The organism is Flavobacterium sp. W21_SRS_FM6 (genome assembly GCF_052119645.1).
Classification (GTDB): domain Bacteria; phylum Pseudomonadota; class Gammaproteobacteria; order Enterobacterales; family Alteromonadaceae; genus Paraglaciecola.
Genome location: NZ_JBGQOM010000003.1, coordinates 337675 through 354453, shown reverse-complemented (window position 1 = coordinate 354453; position 16779 = coordinate 337675). Strand labels below are relative to the sequence as shown.

Here is a 16779-nt window from a genome sequence, read left to right as displayed (position 1 = left end):
ATTAATTTATCAGCCGATTAATCACGCCGGATTTTTTAAAAATAACCCGGATCCCACAAACGCAAGTATTGAGATCCACAAGTAACTGTATATACTGACAGTTCACTGTATAGAAAAACAGGCTGTTTATGCGTCCACTAACATCGCGACAAGAAGAAGTTTTACAACTTATTAAAGACACTATGCAAGCAACGGGAATGCCGCCTACTCGCGCAGAGATTGCACTTAAACTGGGGTTTAAGTCTGCCAATGCTGCCGAAGAGCATTTAAAGGCATTAGCCCGAAAAGGTGTGATCGATATTTTGCCCGGCACATCCCGTGGTATTAAGGTGAATGTTCCTTTAGACGAACAGCTTGAAGAGTTGGGTTTGCCTTTGATTGGTCGTGTGGCAGCTGGAGAACCGATTTTAGCGGCCGAGCATATAGAAGGGCATTATCGTGTAGACCCAGGTTTGTTTAAACCCAGCGCTGACTTTTTATTGAGAGTAAGCGGCATGAGTATGAAAGACATTGGTATTCTTGATGGTGACTTATTGGCGGTGCATCGCACCACTGACGTACACAATGGCCAAGTCGTTGTAGCTCGCGTTGAGGATGATGTAACAGTAAAGCGGCTTGAGAAAAAAGGCCGACAAGTGCTATTACATGCTGAAAACGATGCTTTTGCGCCAATTAAAGTGGATTTGGCCAGCCAAGCCTTTGCTATTGAAGGAATTGCGGTAGGTGTTATCCGCAGTTCTGATTGGATGTAAGAGACAGCGTATTGAGTGGCTAAATAAACAGTTTGTTATAGTTTTAGCTGCTTTTTTAGCTCTTTGGTTGACCTCGACATAATTTGACTAAGTTTAGGTCAACGGACTTTTCTTTTGGTTTTCAAACAGATCAACATAATAAACCCTCCTTCCTTGCACTATTTTTAAGCAATACGCATATTTTAACAAAATAATGTTCAAAAAACACCCTGTTGAATAACTTTTGAACAAAAAAGCTAGACTATTGCTCATAAAATAAGTAATTCTTATCATTCTATTAACAATCCAGTAACAGCCGCTTGTCTTATAATTGTTTAAAAAGTGCTACGTACTTGGCTTTTTAAACTATTAAGTAAATGGAATAAAAACAATAGGTTTGGCAGATGGGGTGTCGTGTGAAGAGAACTTTATCCAAAATGAGCTTGGTATTTGCTAACGTTTTAGCTTTACCTGCATTAGCAGAATCCGCCACAAAGGTTGAACAATACCAACTTAACTTAACTAAAGGTGTGACAGACATAAGCGAAAAAGTGTATGACCTGCACATGCTGATGTTTATTATATGCGTGGTTATCGCCGCTGGTGTATTCGGTGCGATGTTCTGGGCTATGTGGTTTCATCGAAAATCTAAAGGGGCGAAGCCCGCTAACTTTCATGAAAGCATCAAAGTTGAAATTGCTTGGACTGTTATTCCCTTCATCATACTCATTGTTATGGCTGTGCCCGCTGCTAAATTGCTTATCGATATGGAAGATGCAAACCAACCTGATTTAACTATTCAGGTCACCGGTTCTCAATGGAAATGGCACTATAAGTACATGGACGATGGGGTTGAATACTTTTCAAAACTAGCCACTCAGCCAGAACAAATTCAAGGCAAATTCGAGAAGGGTCATAATTATTTACTCGAAGTTGACCGCCCTCTTGTTATTCCTATTGATAAGAAAGTTCGTTTTTTGATTACTTCAGATGACGTCATCCATGCGTGGTGGGTGCCTGATTTTGCGGTAAAACAAGATGCCAATCCTGGATTTATTAATGACGCATGGGCAAAGGTGAATGAACCGGGGATCTATCGCGGTCAATGTGCTGAGCTATGCGGTAAAGACCATGGTTTTATGCCCATTGTGGTTATTGCTAAAACGCAAGCTGATTATGAGAGCTGGATAGGTGAGCAAAAAGATATCATTGCAAAAGCCAAAGCGGAAGAGCAACGCCTGCTGTCGATGAATATGACGATGGATGAAGCAATGACGACGGGTGAAAAGGTTTACATGGCCAATTGCGCAGCTTGCCATATGCCAAATGGCGAAGGCTTACCGGGCGTGTTTCCGGCTTTGAAAGGCAGTCAAATAGCCTTAAAAGATCAACCTGCTCATATCGATCGTGTCGTGTTCGGTGTAGCAGGCACAGCCATGCAAGCGTATGCAAAACAATTATCGATGACCGATATGGCGGCGGTGATTACCTATGAACGTAACGCATGGGGTAATAACACCAATGATCTCGTTCAAGCCAAAGACATTAACGCCGCGATAAACGGTAAATAGGAGGAGATGGATATGAACACAACCACCAGTGAACATCATCATGAGAGCCACGACCATCATGAGCATCATATTCCTAAGGGCATTAAGCGATGGTTGTATACCACTAATCACAAAGACATAGGCACACTTTATTTGTGGTTTGCGTTTATTATGTTTTTAACCGGCGGGGCAATGGCTATGGTCATTCGCGCTGAGCTATTCCAACCTGGTCTACAAATCGTTGAACCTAACTTTTTTAACCAAATGACCACCGTTCACGGCCTGATAATGGTGTTTGGTGCGGTTATGCCGGCTTTTACTGGCTTAGCTAATTGGTTAATACCTATGATGATTGGTGCGCCGGATATGGCTCTACCACGCATGAATAACTGGAGTTTTTGGATCCTCCCTTTTGCTTTTATTATTTTATTGTCATCGTTATTCATGGAAGGCGGCGGCCCCGCCTTTGGTTGGACGTTTTACGCCCCACTATCAACCACTTACAGTAATGACACTACCGCTTTATTTGTATTTTCGGTGCATATTATGGGCGCCTCATCCATCATGGGCGCCATTAACGTTATTGTGACTATTTTCAACATGCGTGCCCCTGGCATGACGTGGATGAAAATGCCGCTGTTTGTTTGGACCTGGTTAATCACCGCCTTTTTACTGATAGCCGTCATGCCAGTATTAGCTGGCGCGGTGACCATGGTGTTAACCGATAAGTTTTTTGGTACAAGCTTTTTTGATGCGGCCGGTGGTGGTGATCCCGTGATGTTCCAACATATATTTTGGTTTTTTGGTCATCCGGAAGTGTACATTATGATTTTGCCAGCTTTTGGCATTATCTCGCAAATTGTACCGACCTTTTCGCGCAAACCCCTCTTTGGTTATGCCTCAATGGTGTACGCCACAACGTCAATAGCGTTGTTGTCGTTTATTGTTTGGGCTCACCACATGTTTACCACGGGCATGCCAGTGTTTGCCGAGATGTTCTTTATGTTAGCCACCATGCTGATATCTGTACCGACCGGGGTAAAAGTCTTTAACTGGGTGGCAACTATGTGGCGAGGTTCACTAAGTTTTGAAGTGCCCATGTTGTTTGCGCTCGCGTTTATCGTGTTGTTTACCATTGGCGGGCTGTCCGGTCTCATGTTAGCCATCACGCCCGTAGACTTCCAATATCATGATACCTATTTTGTGGTAGCTCACTTCCATTATGTTCTGGTGACTGGGGCGATATTCTCAATTATGGCAGCGGTTTATTACTGGCTGCCTAAATGGACCGGCAAGATGTTTGATATCACCTTAGCTAAATGGCACTTTTGGTGTTCATTAGTCTCCGTCAATGTCTTGTTTTTCCCTATGCACTTTGTGGGTTTAGCGGGTATGCCGCGTCGTATACCTGATTATGCTTTGCAGTTTGCTGACTTTAATAAATGGATCAGTATTGGTGGTTTTGCCTTTGGTTTATCACAACTCATTTTCTTGGCATTGTTAATTAAAGCGTGCCGTAAAAAGGGTGAGCCTGTATCAGCGCAAGTATGGGAAGGTGCAGAAGGTTTAGAGTGGGAAATTCCTTCTCCAGCCCCTTATCACACCTTTGAAACTCCACCCGTTGTTAAATAAACCAGACAAGAAGAGTGGCACGTGATGACCGATCAAACCAAACAGAACAAAAGTTTAATCCTTAAGTTATTGGCCATCGTGCTTGGTATGTTTGGTTTTGGCTTCGCCCTAGTGCCACTTTATGACGTCTTTTGTGATTTAACTGGTCTTAACGGCAAGACGTCTAATACTGCAGCGGTGTACGAGGCGGTGGATATTGATGAAAGTCGATATGTCACTGTTGAGTTTATTACTCGGATCAATACGGGCATGTCGTGGCAGTTTGAAGTAGAGACCCAGCAGGTCAAAGTGCATCCTGGAGAGATGAATCAGGTTAATTTTAGCGCTAAAAATCCTGGCGCTAGAGCGATTGTTGGACAAGCGGTGCCTTCTGTTTCGCCGGGCACAGCCGCGATATATTTAAATAAAACAGAATGTTTTTGCTTTGAACAACAAATTTTGCAGGCCGGTGAAAAAATCATTATGCCAATGCGTTTTTACGTTGATCCGCAAATTCCCAAAGATATGACCTATTTTACTGTGCAATATACCCTCTATGACGTGACAACTGCTGAACAGCAAGTTGCTCTTAATCGCGGGTAAAAGGAGAGCAAGATGTCAGAAAAAGAATATGAAAAATACTATGTTCCTGCCCAAAGTCCTTGGCCGTTCATGGGAGCCTGCGCTTTATTTTTATTAGCTGTTGGTGCGGGTAACGTAGTCATTGAAACGACTCGTGGCAAAGAAGGGTTTGGCAGTTATATCTTGATCGCTGGTTTTGCAACCTTAGTGTTTATGCTGTTTGGTTGGTTTAGAAATCAGATACATGAGTCAATGTCGGGTTTGTATAGCGAGCAGTTAGGGCGTTCATATCGACAAGGTATGGCGTGGTTTATCTTTTCTGAAGTGATGTTTTTTGCGGCGTTCTTTGGTGCCTTGTTTTATGCCAGAGCAATCGCAGTACCTTGGCTAGGTGGTGCCTCAAATAATCAAATGACAAACGAGGTACTGTGGCCTTCTTTTCAAGCGATGTGGCCTTTAGTTGAGACCCCAGGTGGTATTACCACAGAAGCCATGCCTTGGACAGGTTTGCCCTTATACAACACCATTATATTGTTGGCGTCTTCGGTTACTTGTCATATGGCTCATGTGGCGCTCGAAAAAGGCAAACGTCAGCAAATCCTTGGTTGGCTTGGGCTTACGGTGTTGTTGGGCTGCTTGTTCGTGTTTATGCAAGTGGAAGAGTATATCCACGCCTACACTGAAATGGGTTTAACCCTACAGTCCGGCGTTTATGGTAATACCTTTTTCATGTTGACCGGTTTTCATGGCTTCCACGTTACCGTCGGTACTTTAATCTTACTCATTTTATGGTTGAGAGTCGCCAAAGGTCACTTCACTAAGGAGAATCATTTTGCATTTCAAGCGGGTAGTTGGTACTGGCATTTTGTGGACGTAGTGTGGGTAATGCTATTTTTCTTTGTTTATATTCTTTAACAGAAATAAGCTCAGGGGGTAAGCGGCGCTTGGTCCTTGGGCTTTAATATGGCCGAGGGTTCGGCGTAATGAGGCCAGTGGCTATCGCAACTAAAATCAAACTGATAATGATGACCGAAGCAATGAGTCTGCGCCCAATATACTTTGACATTGGCGGGCTATCGGGGTCGTTTTTTAACATGACAACCATCGCTTTAAATAAATTGAACACCATGAACAGTACTAATCCTGCTATGAGTATTTTAATCAATAACATCTTGCCGACCCCATCTCTGAACGTAGAGTTAAGGTAAAGCGGTGACACGACATTCACGCTTACCTATTTTCTCTACCTTAGTCACTTTTTTGGCCGTTGTCATTATGTTTGCATTGGGTCTTTGGCAGTTACAACGAGCAGATGAAAAAAAGCAAAGATTAATGGCAATTGAACAAGCAGCTGTTTCAGCGCCCTTAACCCTTAGTGCCGCCAAAGAACTACAAAAAGCTGCTCGGGATTATCCCATTCAATTATCAGGACTTGCTGACGAGCAGCGATATTTTTTGTTGGATAACAAAATACAACAGGGAAAAGTGGGTTATGAGGTGGTGGTGCCAGTGACAACTTTACAAGGTCGTGTATTGGTTAATTTTGGTTGGGTAGCTGCGCCACGTCTGCGGGCAGAATTACCTGATGTAAAGTTGCCCATAATTGAGGATGAGTATAGTGGTAGGGTATCGATGCCTTTGAATAACAGTTTAGTCAAAGAAACAGCGCGTTTTAATCAGCAGTGGCCAAAGGTTATGCAACAAATGGATATTGCCTTAATGGCGCAACATTATCAGCAAGACTTTTTGCCTTTTGTGGTCTTACTTGACCCACAAGAAAATGTGCCGTATCTGCGCAATTGGCAGCCAGTTGTCATGCCCCCGGAAAAACATGTTGCCTACGCCATACAGTGGTTCTTACTGGCTTTTGCCGCCCTTATCACTTTTGTTTTCGCTCAACGTCGAAAAATAACCAGAGAAACTCAATGACTGAAACTCCAAAAATAAAAAATAAAGGCCTCATTTTTCTTTTTATCGCTGTTTTTGCCTTACCAGTGGTATTGGCAAAATTTGCTCTTGAATATAATTGGTTTAACCAAGCTGCCACCAATAAAGGTCAATTATTAGCACCAAGCTTAGATATGACGCAATGGCACTCTGCTGATTACCCACCGAGTTGGAAATTTTTATATGTCATACCGAGTGAATGCCTTAATGAATGTCAAAATGCCATTTATAGTCTTAATCAGCTTTGGAGCGCCTTAGGGAAAGAGCAAGATAGAGTGGAATCTGTTGTGGTGGCAATGCCGAGCAGCGATTCAGCTGCACTGGGTAAAGTTGCCGAATATAAAAATATTCGGATTATTCACTCAGATGAACAAAGTGTTAACCAAGTGTTTAAAGATGTTAAAACTAATGGTATTTTCATTGTAGACACCTTAGACAACATTATTTTACGTTATCAAACACAGAACGACCAACAGCAAGCAGTACTCCACAGTCGAGATATCTTAGCTGATATGCGAAAAGTACTTAAATTGTCGCGTATTGGTTAGAGGGTAAGCTAATGAAGAAGCTAGTTTTTATCAGTATACTGCTCGCTGCGGTGGTAATAATATTGGGTGCATACGCTCGATTAACTGATGCTGGCTTGGGGTGTCCTGATTGGCCCGGCTGTTATGGGCATTTAAGTTTAGCGAACACCTCAAAACACATCGAAACAGCTCAACAACATTTTCCAGACCGCCCTTACGAGGCTCACAAAGCAAGAAACGAAATGGTGCATCGCTATTTTGCTAGTGGGTTAGGGTTTGTCATTCTGGTTATCTTTATTATCAGTGTTTGGCAAAGGCGTCATGGTGTGCCGCTTAAATTACCCTTTTTTCTACTTTGTTTGGTGTGCTTCCAAGGTGCATTGGGGATGTGGACGGTTACACTTAATTTATTGCCTGTGGTGGTGATGGGTCATCTACTTGGTGGCTTCAGCGTTCTGAGCTGCCTATTTTTATTGTATTTACGTTTAACGCCTTATCGTATACCTGGTGGCGATCATCGCATGCGCTCGTTTGGTAAGTTTACGCTGTTCGCCATCTTTGTGGCGACCTGCCAAATAGCACTGGGCGGCTGGACATCAGCCAATTATGCCGCCTTAGCGTGCACAGAGTTACCGCTGTGTGAGGGGGATTGGTATGCGAGGCTCGATTTTGCTGGCGCTTTTAGTGTTCCTCATGCGGATAATTACGAATACGGCGTGCATGACTATGATGAACGTATGACGATGCATATCATGCATAGACTGGGCGCCATCATCACGTTTATTTATCTGAGTTGGATGGCGCTGGGTCTATACAAAGCTGCGACCGCTAATTTAATCAAGCGACTTTGCATTTTGTTAATGTTGATACTAGGAGTGCAAGTGATTCTGGGTGTAAGTAATGTGGTATTTAGTTTGCCCATTGCCGTTGCTGTTATGCATAACTTTGTAGCAGCTTGTTTACTACTAGTGTTGGTGACCTTGAGTTACACGCTGTATCGAAAAACATAGGAGAGAGCAATGGATAAAGCATTAGCAACCGGACAAGCAAAAAATACCGCTTCATTGCTGAGTACTTGGCATGATTATTACGAAATGACTAAGCCAAAAGTAGTGATGTTACTTTTGCTTACTGCATTAGTGGGGATGTGTTTGGCAAGTGAGACGTGGATAAGCTGGCAGATTTTGGTTGCTGGCTTGACTGGGATCGGCTTTTTGTCGTCAGCCGCAGCAGTGGTAAATCATGTTGTTGATCGGCGTATCGACAGCCAAATGGCCCGAACTTTTAATCGCCCGATGCCTAAGGGTAAAGTCACTCCACAAAAAGCGCTGATATTTGCAGCAACGTTGAGTGTACTAGGGTTTTTGATTTTAGAGTTGTGGGTGAACCGTTTAACGGCCTTATTAACACTGGCCAGTTTGGTAGGTTACGCGGTGGTATACACCATGTATTTGAAGCGAGCCACTCCACAAAATATTGTGATAGGTGGTTTAGCCGGAGCAGCGCCCCCTTTGTTGGGTTGGGCTAGCGTGACCGGTCAAATTAACCCTGAAGCGTTGTTGTTAGTGTTGATTATTTTTACTTGGACTCCGCCGCACTTTTGGGCTTTGGCTATTCATCGTGAAAAAGATTACGCGCGGGCACAAGTGCCTATGTTGCCTGTGACTCACGGTATCGAATTTACTAAAACCTCTATTTTGTTATATACCGTGTTGTTAGGCGTCGTGTGTTTACTGCCATACCTAATTGGCATGACGGGTCTAATCTATCTGATCGGCTCATCCCTACTCAATGTAGGTTTTTTGTATTATGCGTGGAAACTCAAATTTGCCAGTACCGATGAAACCGCGATGCAAACCTTTAAGTTTTCTATTATTCATTTGATGGTATTGTTTGTCGTACTACTTGTTGACCATTACCTTAAATTTTAATTATGACTAGATTACAAGCAGGTCTCGTTGCCTTTATCGCCTTAGTTATCGGTATTGTTGCGGCCCTAACCATTAGCCCAAAACAAAGCGCTGAAGAGCAATATTTGAGTCGCTATCCTCAGCCTAGAGCCCTACCGGATTTTCAGCTAACAGATAACCTTGGCCAATCCTTTACTTCAGCTCAGCTCAAAGATCATTGGAGTTTGGTGTTTGTTGGTTATACCTTTTGCCCCGATGTTTGCCCAACTACTTTAGCTGATCTTGTTAGGGTGTACCCACAATTGAAAGCCATGTCGAGTGATTATCCAATCCAAGTGGTGTTTTTATCGGTGGATCCAAAACGCGATACGCCAGAACGTTTAGATGAATATGTTAATTTTTTTGACCCTGAATTTATTGGTGTAAGTGGTGATCACAAGTATTTATTTCCTTTGGTTAAAGCCATGGGCATGATGTATTCCATGAGCGATAGCACGGATAATCCCAATTATTTGGTGGATCATAGCTCGTCAGTGGTATTAGTGAATCCTCAAGCACAAGTTATTGGTCGTTTTAAGGCGAAGTTTGAACCTGGTAAGATAGCCCTCAGTGATAGCCAATTGATCTTGGCTGATATGGCAATTGTGACCCGTCATTAAGGTTGGCTTTTATGCTTGTGCGCCGAGCAATCCAGAGCGATAGCCAAATACTCAGTGAATTGATATTTGCTTCAGGCGGGCAAAGCTTAGCGGCTATGTTTAATATTGCTCCTCAGTTCAATAGCCAAGGTTTTTTACGCCATGCCTTATGCCAAGGTGGTGGTCAGTTTGGTTTTGCTAATCATTGGGTAGGTGAGCTAGACGGTGCAGTTGTCGCCTGTATTTCAGCGTGGCACACCGAGTTAGGCAATGCCTTCCACCAAGCCAGTCTACAAAGCGTTATTCAGTATTATGGCACTGAACATAGCATGAAGGTACTAAGCCGCAGTATGGTTGTACAAGACTTTATTCCTAAGCCTCAATGTCATCAATTGTGTATCGGTCATTTAGCGGTATTACCCCCTTATCAAAGGCAAGGTTTTGCCACTTATTTGCTAAATGACATGAGTGAAAAAGCCAAAGCCTTAGGTAAATCAGAAATTACCTTAGATGTTCCTGTCAGTAATCATCAAGCGATTCAATTTTACCAGTCCCTTGGTTTCACTTTAGGACAACGCTCAATTGAAAGTGATGCCATGAAAGCCCTAGGCTTCGCTCAACATTTACATTTGTTTAAATCAATCTAACCACTGTCCATCTGCTGTAGGTACAAACCAAGGCTGCGAAAACCAGTAGTAGCGCCCCGACTCTTTTATACTGGGTGCGGTGCAGTTGACGCGTTGACGTCCGGCTTTTTGCTGCGCTTTAAAAGGAACCGTGACCGTGTTTTTTGTGAAGCTAAGCTTTACCGTTTTATCAGCGACAAAACAGCTCAGTTGACTCAATCGCAAGTCTTCGGTGCTCACATCAAATATCAGGTCAATGTCAGGGATAGGTAAGGTGATCAAAGGCTCGTCAGGTGTAATATTGTTAACAGGCATGGCGAGGCTATCTAATTTGGTTTTTAGACTATTAATATTGCTATAGATACCAGCCGCAGGATAACGCGGCAATGCACCAAAGTCGCTGTAACTGGCAACTGCACCAGAAATTTGTGCAAAAGCCACGTAACCTTGTTGGCGTAACGCTTGTTTGAGAGGGACATTAAACTCGCCATAGGGATAAGCGAAATATTTTAAGCTGTAGCCAAGTTGCTGCGCTAAGGTTTGCTCTGCTTGATTAATGTTGTCCATCACTCTACTAAGCCATGCTTCATCACTCTCGCCAGGTAATCTACCTAACATATGCTCGTGGGTGTTGCCATGATTAGCGAAGGTCGCACCTTCTTGGGCCATTTTTTTAATCTGTGCCCAGCTTAACTGGTAGTTGGCTTTGCCTATTAAAGGCGGGTTAATAAACACCGTGTAAGGAAAACCAAATTCTTTTAGTAAAGGATGTGCCTGCTCAAAAATATTGTCATAACCATCATCAAAGGTAATTACAACGCTCTTGTCCGGTAAGCTTTTGCCTTGTGTAATCGCTTTGATGACCGTTTCTAATGGCAGTACCTGATGATGGGCAGACAAGTATTCTAAGTGTTGTCTAAATACCTTAGGAGAAACAGAGGTCACCGCAGGTGTTTGTTCAGAAACATGGTGATAGAGTAAGATCACCGCATTGTCTTTGGCCTCAATGTCGTGTGCAAAGAACACAGATACAAGTAACAGTAAGTGCCACAAACCCTTGTTAATCATGAAGTAATCCAATCTGTCTGAAAGTGAGTTAATCGGTGTCCAGTCTATCAAAATTTTTTAAACCCAGCTTACATCAGTCGATACTTTTTATCGCAGGGCCAATGATATTAAGTAATTTGACTACACCTATAATGGGCTTAGTGGATACTGCTGTACTTGGGCATTTAGACTCGACCTACTATTTAGCGGGGGCTTCAGTTTCTGCCTTGTTTATTACTCAGCTTTATTGGCTTTGTGGTTTTTTACGTATGACCAGTACGGGCTTAAGCGGCCAAGCATTGGGTGAAAACGACGTAGCCAAGGCAAACAAAACCTTAGTACAAGGTTTGTATTTAAGTGTATTGCTGGCAGTTGCGATTTTGTTCACACAAAATCTGTGGCTGAAGTTGGTGGTATTACTCGCCAACGCACAGCCGGCGGTAGTGGATGTAATTCAAGATTATTTTTCCGTGCGTATTTGGGGCGCGCCCGCCGCTTTAGCAAACCTCGTATTGATAGGGTGGTTAATTGGCCAGCAACGTGCCGGTGTAGTGATGTGGATCCAAATTCTTGGTAATTTGATTAACGCGGTATTAAGTGTTTATTTGGTGGTGTATTGGCAACTCGATGTGCGAGGAGTCGCGCTTGCAACCATTATTGCAGAATATGCCATTATGGGTTTAAGCCTACGAGCATCCAAAAATATAGTTGGACAACTGAGCTTCGAACCAAGCTGGTTTAAATTAACCTCGCTACGCCAATTACTCGCCTTGAATGGCCACTCCTTTGTGCGCAATATCACCTTGCAGCTTTGCTTAGCATTTTTGGTGTTTCAAGGCATGCGGTATGGCGCCACGAGCGCTGCCATTAACGCCATCCTTTTACAGTTTTTTAGTCTTATTGCCCTTGGGTTAGACGGCGTGGCGTATAGCGCTGAAGCGTTGGTGGGCGAGCAACTAGGTAAAAAAAGCGCTACTGGCATTGCACGAGTAACCAGTCAAAGCCTGGTGTGGTCATTGGTATTCGCCATGGGCTATAGCGCGGTATTTTATGTTTTTGGTAATGATATTATTGCCATGCTGACTACCCACACCGACCTACAAATGGCTGCCAGCCCTTATCTACCTATCATCGCACTACTGCCTTTATTTGCTCACTGGTGTTTTTTACTCGATGGGGTATTTATCGGTTTGACCCGCGCTAGAGCCATGCAGAATTCAATGTTAATCAGTGCTATAGGTATCTATGTACCCTTGTGGTTATTATTTAGTTATCAACAAAATCAAGGAATGTGGTTGGCTTTATTAGGATTTTTATTAGCCAGAGGCATGACCTTGGGGGCCTATTTTATTTATCTGTATCGAATAAAGAAGCTGGTGGTTTAGCTTTATTAAAACTGCCAGTAAGTCGAAATACTAAAATACCTAGGTAACCCCGTGCTGCAACTAGGCCACCAACGACTAACAACAGAAGTCCTGGCACTTGCAACCAGATCCAATCCTGAGCACCAACTAGAATCAATATTGCTCCAGCGGTAAATATGCCAAGACCGAGTTTAAACTCGGTCCAGCGTCTAGGTGTGTCATTTGCAAAACGGTGTAGCCAATTCAACAGCAATATCCTAGTTAATAATAAGAGTGCTCACCGGCTTGGTGCTCTGTTGCATCCTTGACGCCTGTTAGTTCACCAGAGAACTTGGCTAACATTTGCTTTTCAATACCGTCTTTAAGGGTCACATCAACCATTGAGCAACCATTACAACCACCACCAAATTGCAAAATAGCCACTTTGTCTTTGGTCACTTCTATCAAGGACACTTTACCGCCATGACTCGCCAACTGAGGATTAATTTCAGACTCGATCATATAGCCGATACGCTCGATTAACGGTGCGTCATCTTCTACTTTGCGTGCTTTAGCGTTGGGTGCTTTAAGGGTTAATTGTGAACCCATTTGGTCAGTAGTGAAGTCAATTTCTGCGCCCTCTAAAAATGGTGCGCTTTCTAGGTCAACGACGGCGTCAAAGCCGTTAAACTCTAAAGTGGTATCGCTGGACTCCACTGCATCAGGTGGACAGTACGATACACCACACTCAGCACTTGGCGTACCTGGATTGACCACAAATACTCGAATATTTGTACCTGCTTCCTGCTTTTCGAGCAATTTACAAAAATGCGCTTGTGCGGTTTCAGAAATAGAAATCATTGTTTTACCTACAGTCTTTACTTTGCTTAATATCATAACAAATATTACTTGAGTAAAACACTCAAGTAATAGCTTTTCCTTATGTTAATTTTTGCTAAAACATGCGACTCTTTTACCTTATGCAATACGATATCTAGATTTATTGGATTTTACTCTATGTCTTATGTATTTAACTTATTGTTTTTAAGTCTTATTTTCTTGAGTCAAAGCAGTTCTGCCGTTCAAGATAAGGACTACTTACCAGCCGATACGACTTATCTTCCGGCGGTGACAACGCCTACACAAGCGCTCGGCAGCGAAGTTGGCGAATGGCATGTACGTCATGATCAGTTAGTAAGCTATATGCGCACCTTAGCAGCGCAATCTGAGCGGGTAAGCTTAGTTGACATAGGCCGAACACATGAAAATAGACCTTTAGTTTTACTGGCCTTTACCTCAGCCGCCAATCAACAAAACTTAGCGAATCTTCAAGCTGAGCATATTGCTAGTCTTAACGGAAAGTCGGTATCGAATAGTCCCCTCATAATATGGATGGGTTACAGCGTGCACGGTAATGAGTCGTCGGGCAGCAATGCTGCCCTATTAATAGCTTATTACCTAGCGGCCGGGCAAAACGAGCAAATAGAGCAATTGTTAAAGGATAATATCGTTTTGCTTGACCCTAGTCTTAATCCTGATGGTTTAAGCCGATTTGCTCAATGGGCAAATATGCACAAGAGTCGACATTTAGTGACCGATCCGCAAAATCGTGAGCATCAAGAAGCGTGGCCGTCATCGCGTACTAATCATTACTGGTTTGATTTGAATCGCGATTGGTTATTGCAGGTTCATCCAGAATCAAAAGCTCGAGTTGCGCAATTTCATCAATGGCGGCCTCACGTGTTAACAGACTTTCATGAAATGGGCTCTGACAGCACCTTTTTCTTCCAACCAGGTATTCCTAGTCGCAAAAATCCTTGGACTCCTCAAGAAAATGTTGAGTTGACCGATGCCCTGGGGCAGTTTCATGCGCGCGCTCTGGACAAAAATAAACAACTGTATTTTACCCAAGAAAGTTACGATGACTTTTATTACGGTAAAGGCTCTACTTACCCTGACGCCCTTGGCAGTATTGGTATTTTATTCGAGCAAGCCAGTAGCCGAGGTCATTTGCGTGACACTGCCAACGGCGTGCTATCTTTTGCTGATACTATTCAAAACCAGGTCACGACGTCTATCTCGACCTTTGCAGGCGCTTTGGCTAATAAAGATGGGCTGTTGGCCTATCAACAAGCTTTTGATAACAACACCCTTAAGTTAAGCAAAAAAGACGCACTGACCGGCTATGTGGTCCAAGAAGCCCGAGATTACACTCGCATGCAGGATTTTTTAACCGTGTTACAGGCGCATCACATTGATTACAGGCCTTTAAAGCGTGATATCGAGGTAGATGATGTACCTTTTAAAGCCGTCAGCAGTGTATTTATCCCTGTGCAGCAAGCCCAATATCGTTTAATCAAATCACTATTTTCTACCCGTAAAAGTTTTGATGACAATACGTTTTATGATGTATCCAACTGGAATTTAGCCTTGGCCTTTAATCTGCAGTACGCGCCGGTTGAATCGAAAGTTGATTTTGATACAAACCGAAATTTCACTGGCAAAACGTTCCAATCAGAATTGCTTGATAAAGCTTACGCCTATGCCTTTTCGTGGGATGACTCTAGTGCAGCGACCTTACTTAGTCGCTTACTAAAAGCCAAGGTTAAAGTTCAGGTGGCGGGCTCGCCATTTGTTGCGCAAACGAGTCAAGGTGCAGTAAATTTCACTGCTGGCAGTGTGGTGATCCCTAGTGCTTTTGCACAGCCAGAAAACTTGATCGGATTACTGCAGGACATGAGTCAAGATTTGCCGATAACCTTATGGAGTATTGATTCTGGTTTGACCAAGCAGGGGATCGATTTAGGTAGTCGACAGATGCATAATTTGAGTTTACCAAAAGTGCTGTTGGTGGGCGGCAAAGAAACCTCACAATATGAAGCGGGTGAGGTATGGCATCATTTTGATCAGCAACTAGAATTGCCTCTGACTATTGTTGACTTAGATAGATTAGCAAGCCTTGATTTGACTAATTACAGTCATATTATTTGGGTGAATGGCACCTACAAAAATGTCAGTGAAACCAATGTGAAATCTTTAAGTTCATGGCTTAAAGATGGTGGGGTGTTGATTGGTCAAAAAAATGCTGTGGCGTGGTTTGCTGATAAAGGTTGGTTAAAAGCCCGTACTAAAACAGCCAGTGATATTGCCCTTGCCTTTGATAGTAAAGGATTACAATACTCCGATTTAGAATCATTCAGTGCTAAGCAGCGCATTGCAGGTGCTGTTTTTACGACCAATTTAGACGTCAGCCATCCTCTTGCTTTTGGCTTTGAGCGCGAGGCTTTGCCTATGTTTAAAAACAGTAATCAGATTTTACTAAGGCCAGATGCCCCTTTTATCACTGTAGCTAAGTACACTGACAAACCCCTTACGGCTGGGTATGCGGCGCCTGAACTGCAAGACCTCGTAGCTAACAGTGCGGCTATTGTTGCCCATCAAGTTGGCAAAGGTCGGGTGATCGCTTTCAATGACAATATGAATTTTAGAGGCACATGGCAAGGAACCAGTCGATTGTTTACCAATGCGATTTTTATGGCGAGTTTTATTAATGTGCCTGGTTAGTGCACTAAGGTGACACAAATGCTCCAAATATCGATCTTTAACTGAGGAAACGTGTTTTTTAAACACCGATAAGCAGCATTTGCTGTTGCCCCTGTGGTGGTGACATCGTCAAATAGCGCGATATGATCGATATTCGCTAACTGTGAAAATCCCGAAGATGAAATTTGAAAGGCCTGACGTATATTCACTTTTCGTTGTGCGGCTGATAATTTAGTTTGTGCAAGGGTCGCATTTTTTCTGGTCAAGACTGAGTGTAAACTGGGTACCGAGGTTAACTGACTTATATGGCGGCAGATTTCTACACTTTGATTGTATTTTCGCCATAAAAAACGATTTTTGTGTAAGGGAATTGGCAGAATAGCCTTGGGTAAAACAAAGTGTGTATTGACATTATGTTTAACAAACAGCTCAGCCAAAGCGCGTGCGTTGGGTAACTTAGCGCCAAATTTTAATGCTGTTAGCAACTTAGAAATGGGCCACTGGTAGTCACAAACAGCATATAGCGTTTTAAACTCAACCTGTGCCAAGCCCTTTGCCACATTGGGTAAAAGCATCAGGTTTTTATCCGTGCCGGGTGGCTGTAATGTAACTAAATCTTGTTGGCAATAAGTGCAAATCAAACGCTTACTTAATTGCCGACAAATGAGACAATCTTGCATGATTAATGACTGCATTACCTATCTGCCTTTTGTAAAATGCTTTC

Annotated in this window: 18 protein-coding genes; 13 read left to right on the top strand and 5 right to left on the bottom strand. The window is 43.1% G+C overall.

The features are described from left to right. Nucleotides 1-128 precede the first annotated feature (128 nt). The 5 genes from lexA (at nt 129) to ACEN2L_RS07485 (ending at nt 5389) form a co-directional block, all read left to right on the top strand. A complete protein-coding gene (lexA, locus tag ACEN2L_RS07505; RefSeq protein WP_441742944.1) occupies nt 129-752 on the top strand; it encodes a transcriptional repressor LexA in 624 nt (207 codons plus the stop codon). 395 nt (nt 753-1147) lie between these two features. Continuing rightward, on the top strand, nt 1148-2302 hold the full coding sequence (gene coxB / locus ACEN2L_RS07500) for a cytochrome c oxidase subunit II (RefSeq protein ID WP_441742943.1): 1155 nt from the start codon (nt 1148-1150) through the stop codon (nt 2300-2302). A gap of 12 nt (nt 2303-2314) precedes the next feature. Further along, nucleotides 2315-3913: a cytochrome c oxidase subunit I gene (gene ctaD / locus ACEN2L_RS07495; protein WP_441742941.1), complete on the top strand. Its 1599-nt coding sequence runs from the start codon at nt 2315-2317 to the stop codon at nt 3911-3913. 24 nt (nt 3914-3937) lie between these two features. Beyond that, nucleotides 3938-4495 carry a cytochrome c oxidase assembly protein gene (locus ACEN2L_RS07490; RefSeq protein ID WP_306021072.1) on the top strand — a complete coding sequence of 186 codons (558 nt, stop codon included), beginning with the start codon at nt 3938-3940 and terminating at the stop codon, nt 4493-4495. 12 nt (nt 4496-4507) lie between these two features. Next, a complete protein-coding gene (locus ACEN2L_RS07485) occupies nt 4508-5389 on the top strand; it encodes a cytochrome c oxidase subunit 3 (protein WP_306021054.1) in 882 nt (293 codons plus the stop codon). A 43-nt stretch (nt 5390-5432) separates the two neighbouring features. Here the strand turns inward: ACEN2L_RS07485 and ACEN2L_RS07480 are convergent, their stop codons facing one another. Further along, nucleotides 5433-5645, bottom strand: coding sequence for a DUF2909 domain-containing protein (locus ACEN2L_RS07480; protein WP_441742938.1), 213 nt, complete (start codon nt 5643-5645; stop codon nt 5433-5435). A gap of 41 nt (nt 5646-5686) precedes the next feature. Between ACEN2L_RS07480 and ACEN2L_RS07475 the strand changes: the two genes are divergently transcribed. From ACEN2L_RS07475 to ACEN2L_RS07450, 6 genes are read left to right on the top strand one after another with little or no spacing between them, the layout of a single operon-like run. After that, nucleotides 5687-6403 carry an SURF1 family protein gene (locus ACEN2L_RS07475; protein WP_441742936.1) on the top strand — a complete coding sequence of 239 codons (717 nt, stop codon included), beginning with the start codon at nt 5687-5689 and terminating at the stop codon, nt 6401-6403. Beyond that, nucleotides 6400-6969: a hypothetical protein gene (locus tag ACEN2L_RS07470; protein ID WP_441742935.1), complete on the top strand. Its 570-nt coding sequence runs from the start codon at nt 6400-6402 to the stop codon at nt 6967-6969. The genes ACEN2L_RS07475 and ACEN2L_RS07470 overlap by 4 nt, the downstream gene beginning before the upstream one ends. A gap of 11 nt (nt 6970-6980) precedes the next feature. Continuing rightward, the gene (locus ACEN2L_RS07465) at nt 6981-7958 is read left to right on the top strand and encodes a COX15/CtaA family protein (RefSeq protein WP_306021058.1); all 978 of its coding nucleotides are present in this window, start codon (nt 6981-6983) and stop codon (nt 7956-7958) included. Between the two features lie 9 nt (nt 7959-7967). Next, entirely contained in the window at nt 7968-8879 is a 912-nt protein-coding gene (cyoE, locus tag ACEN2L_RS07460) for a heme o synthase (protein WP_306021059.1), read from the top strand. Between the two features lie 2 nt (nt 8880-8881). Then, the gene (locus tag ACEN2L_RS07455) at nt 8882-9517 is read left to right on the top strand and encodes an SCO family protein (RefSeq protein WP_441742932.1); all 636 of its coding nucleotides are present in this window, start codon (nt 8882-8884) and stop codon (nt 9515-9517) included. Between the two features lie 11 nt (nt 9518-9528). Beyond that, on the top strand, nt 9529-10143 hold the full coding sequence (locus tag ACEN2L_RS07450; RefSeq protein WP_441742930.1) for a GNAT family N-acetyltransferase: 615 nt from the start codon (nt 9529-9531) through the stop codon (nt 10141-10143). Here ACEN2L_RS07450 and ACEN2L_RS07445 read toward each other — a convergent pair. Next, nucleotides 10135-11190: a polysaccharide deacetylase family protein gene (locus tag ACEN2L_RS07445; protein ID WP_441742928.1), complete on the bottom strand. Its 1056-nt coding sequence runs from the start codon at nt 11188-11190 to the stop codon at nt 10135-10137. The two genes, ACEN2L_RS07450 and ACEN2L_RS07445, sit on opposite strands and share 9 nt — an antisense overlap. A 101-nt stretch (nt 11191-11291) precedes the next feature. Between ACEN2L_RS07445 and ACEN2L_RS07440 the strand changes: the two genes are divergently transcribed. Then, nucleotides 11292-12554 (top strand): MATE family efflux transporter, encoded by a 1263-nt coding sequence (locus tag ACEN2L_RS07440; RefSeq protein WP_441742926.1) that lies wholly within the window; start codon nt 11292-11294, stop codon nt 12552-12554. Here the strand turns inward: ACEN2L_RS07440 and ACEN2L_RS07435 are convergent. Both ACEN2L_RS07435 and nfuA read right to left on the bottom strand, forming a co-directional pair. Further along, nucleotides 12517-12780, bottom strand: a complete 264-nt coding sequence (locus tag ACEN2L_RS07435; RefSeq protein WP_306021064.1) for a hypothetical protein — start codon at nt 12778-12780, stop codon at nt 12517-12519. The genes ACEN2L_RS07440 and ACEN2L_RS07435 overlap by 38 nt on opposite strands. A gap of 14 nt (nt 12781-12794) precedes the next feature. Then, a complete protein-coding gene (gene nfuA / locus ACEN2L_RS07430) occupies nt 12795-13373 on the bottom strand; it encodes a Fe-S biogenesis protein NfuA (RefSeq protein ID WP_306021065.1) in 579 nt (192 codons plus the stop codon). Between the two features lie 156 nt (nt 13374-13529). On the opposite strand from nfuA, the gene ACEN2L_RS07425 reads away from it, so the two are divergent. Beyond that, nucleotides 13530-16076, top strand: coding sequence for a M14 metallopeptidase family protein (locus ACEN2L_RS07425; RefSeq protein ID WP_441742923.1), 2547 nt, complete (start codon nt 13530-13532; stop codon nt 16074-16076). Here the strand turns inward: ACEN2L_RS07425 and ACEN2L_RS07420 are convergent. Beyond that, nucleotides 16073-16750: a ComF family protein gene (locus ACEN2L_RS07420; RefSeq protein ID WP_441742921.1), complete on the bottom strand. Its 678-nt coding sequence runs from the start codon at nt 16748-16750 to the stop codon at nt 16073-16075. The two genes, ACEN2L_RS07425 and ACEN2L_RS07420, sit on opposite strands and share 4 nt — an antisense overlap. Nucleotides 16751-16779: the final 29 nt, after the last annotated feature.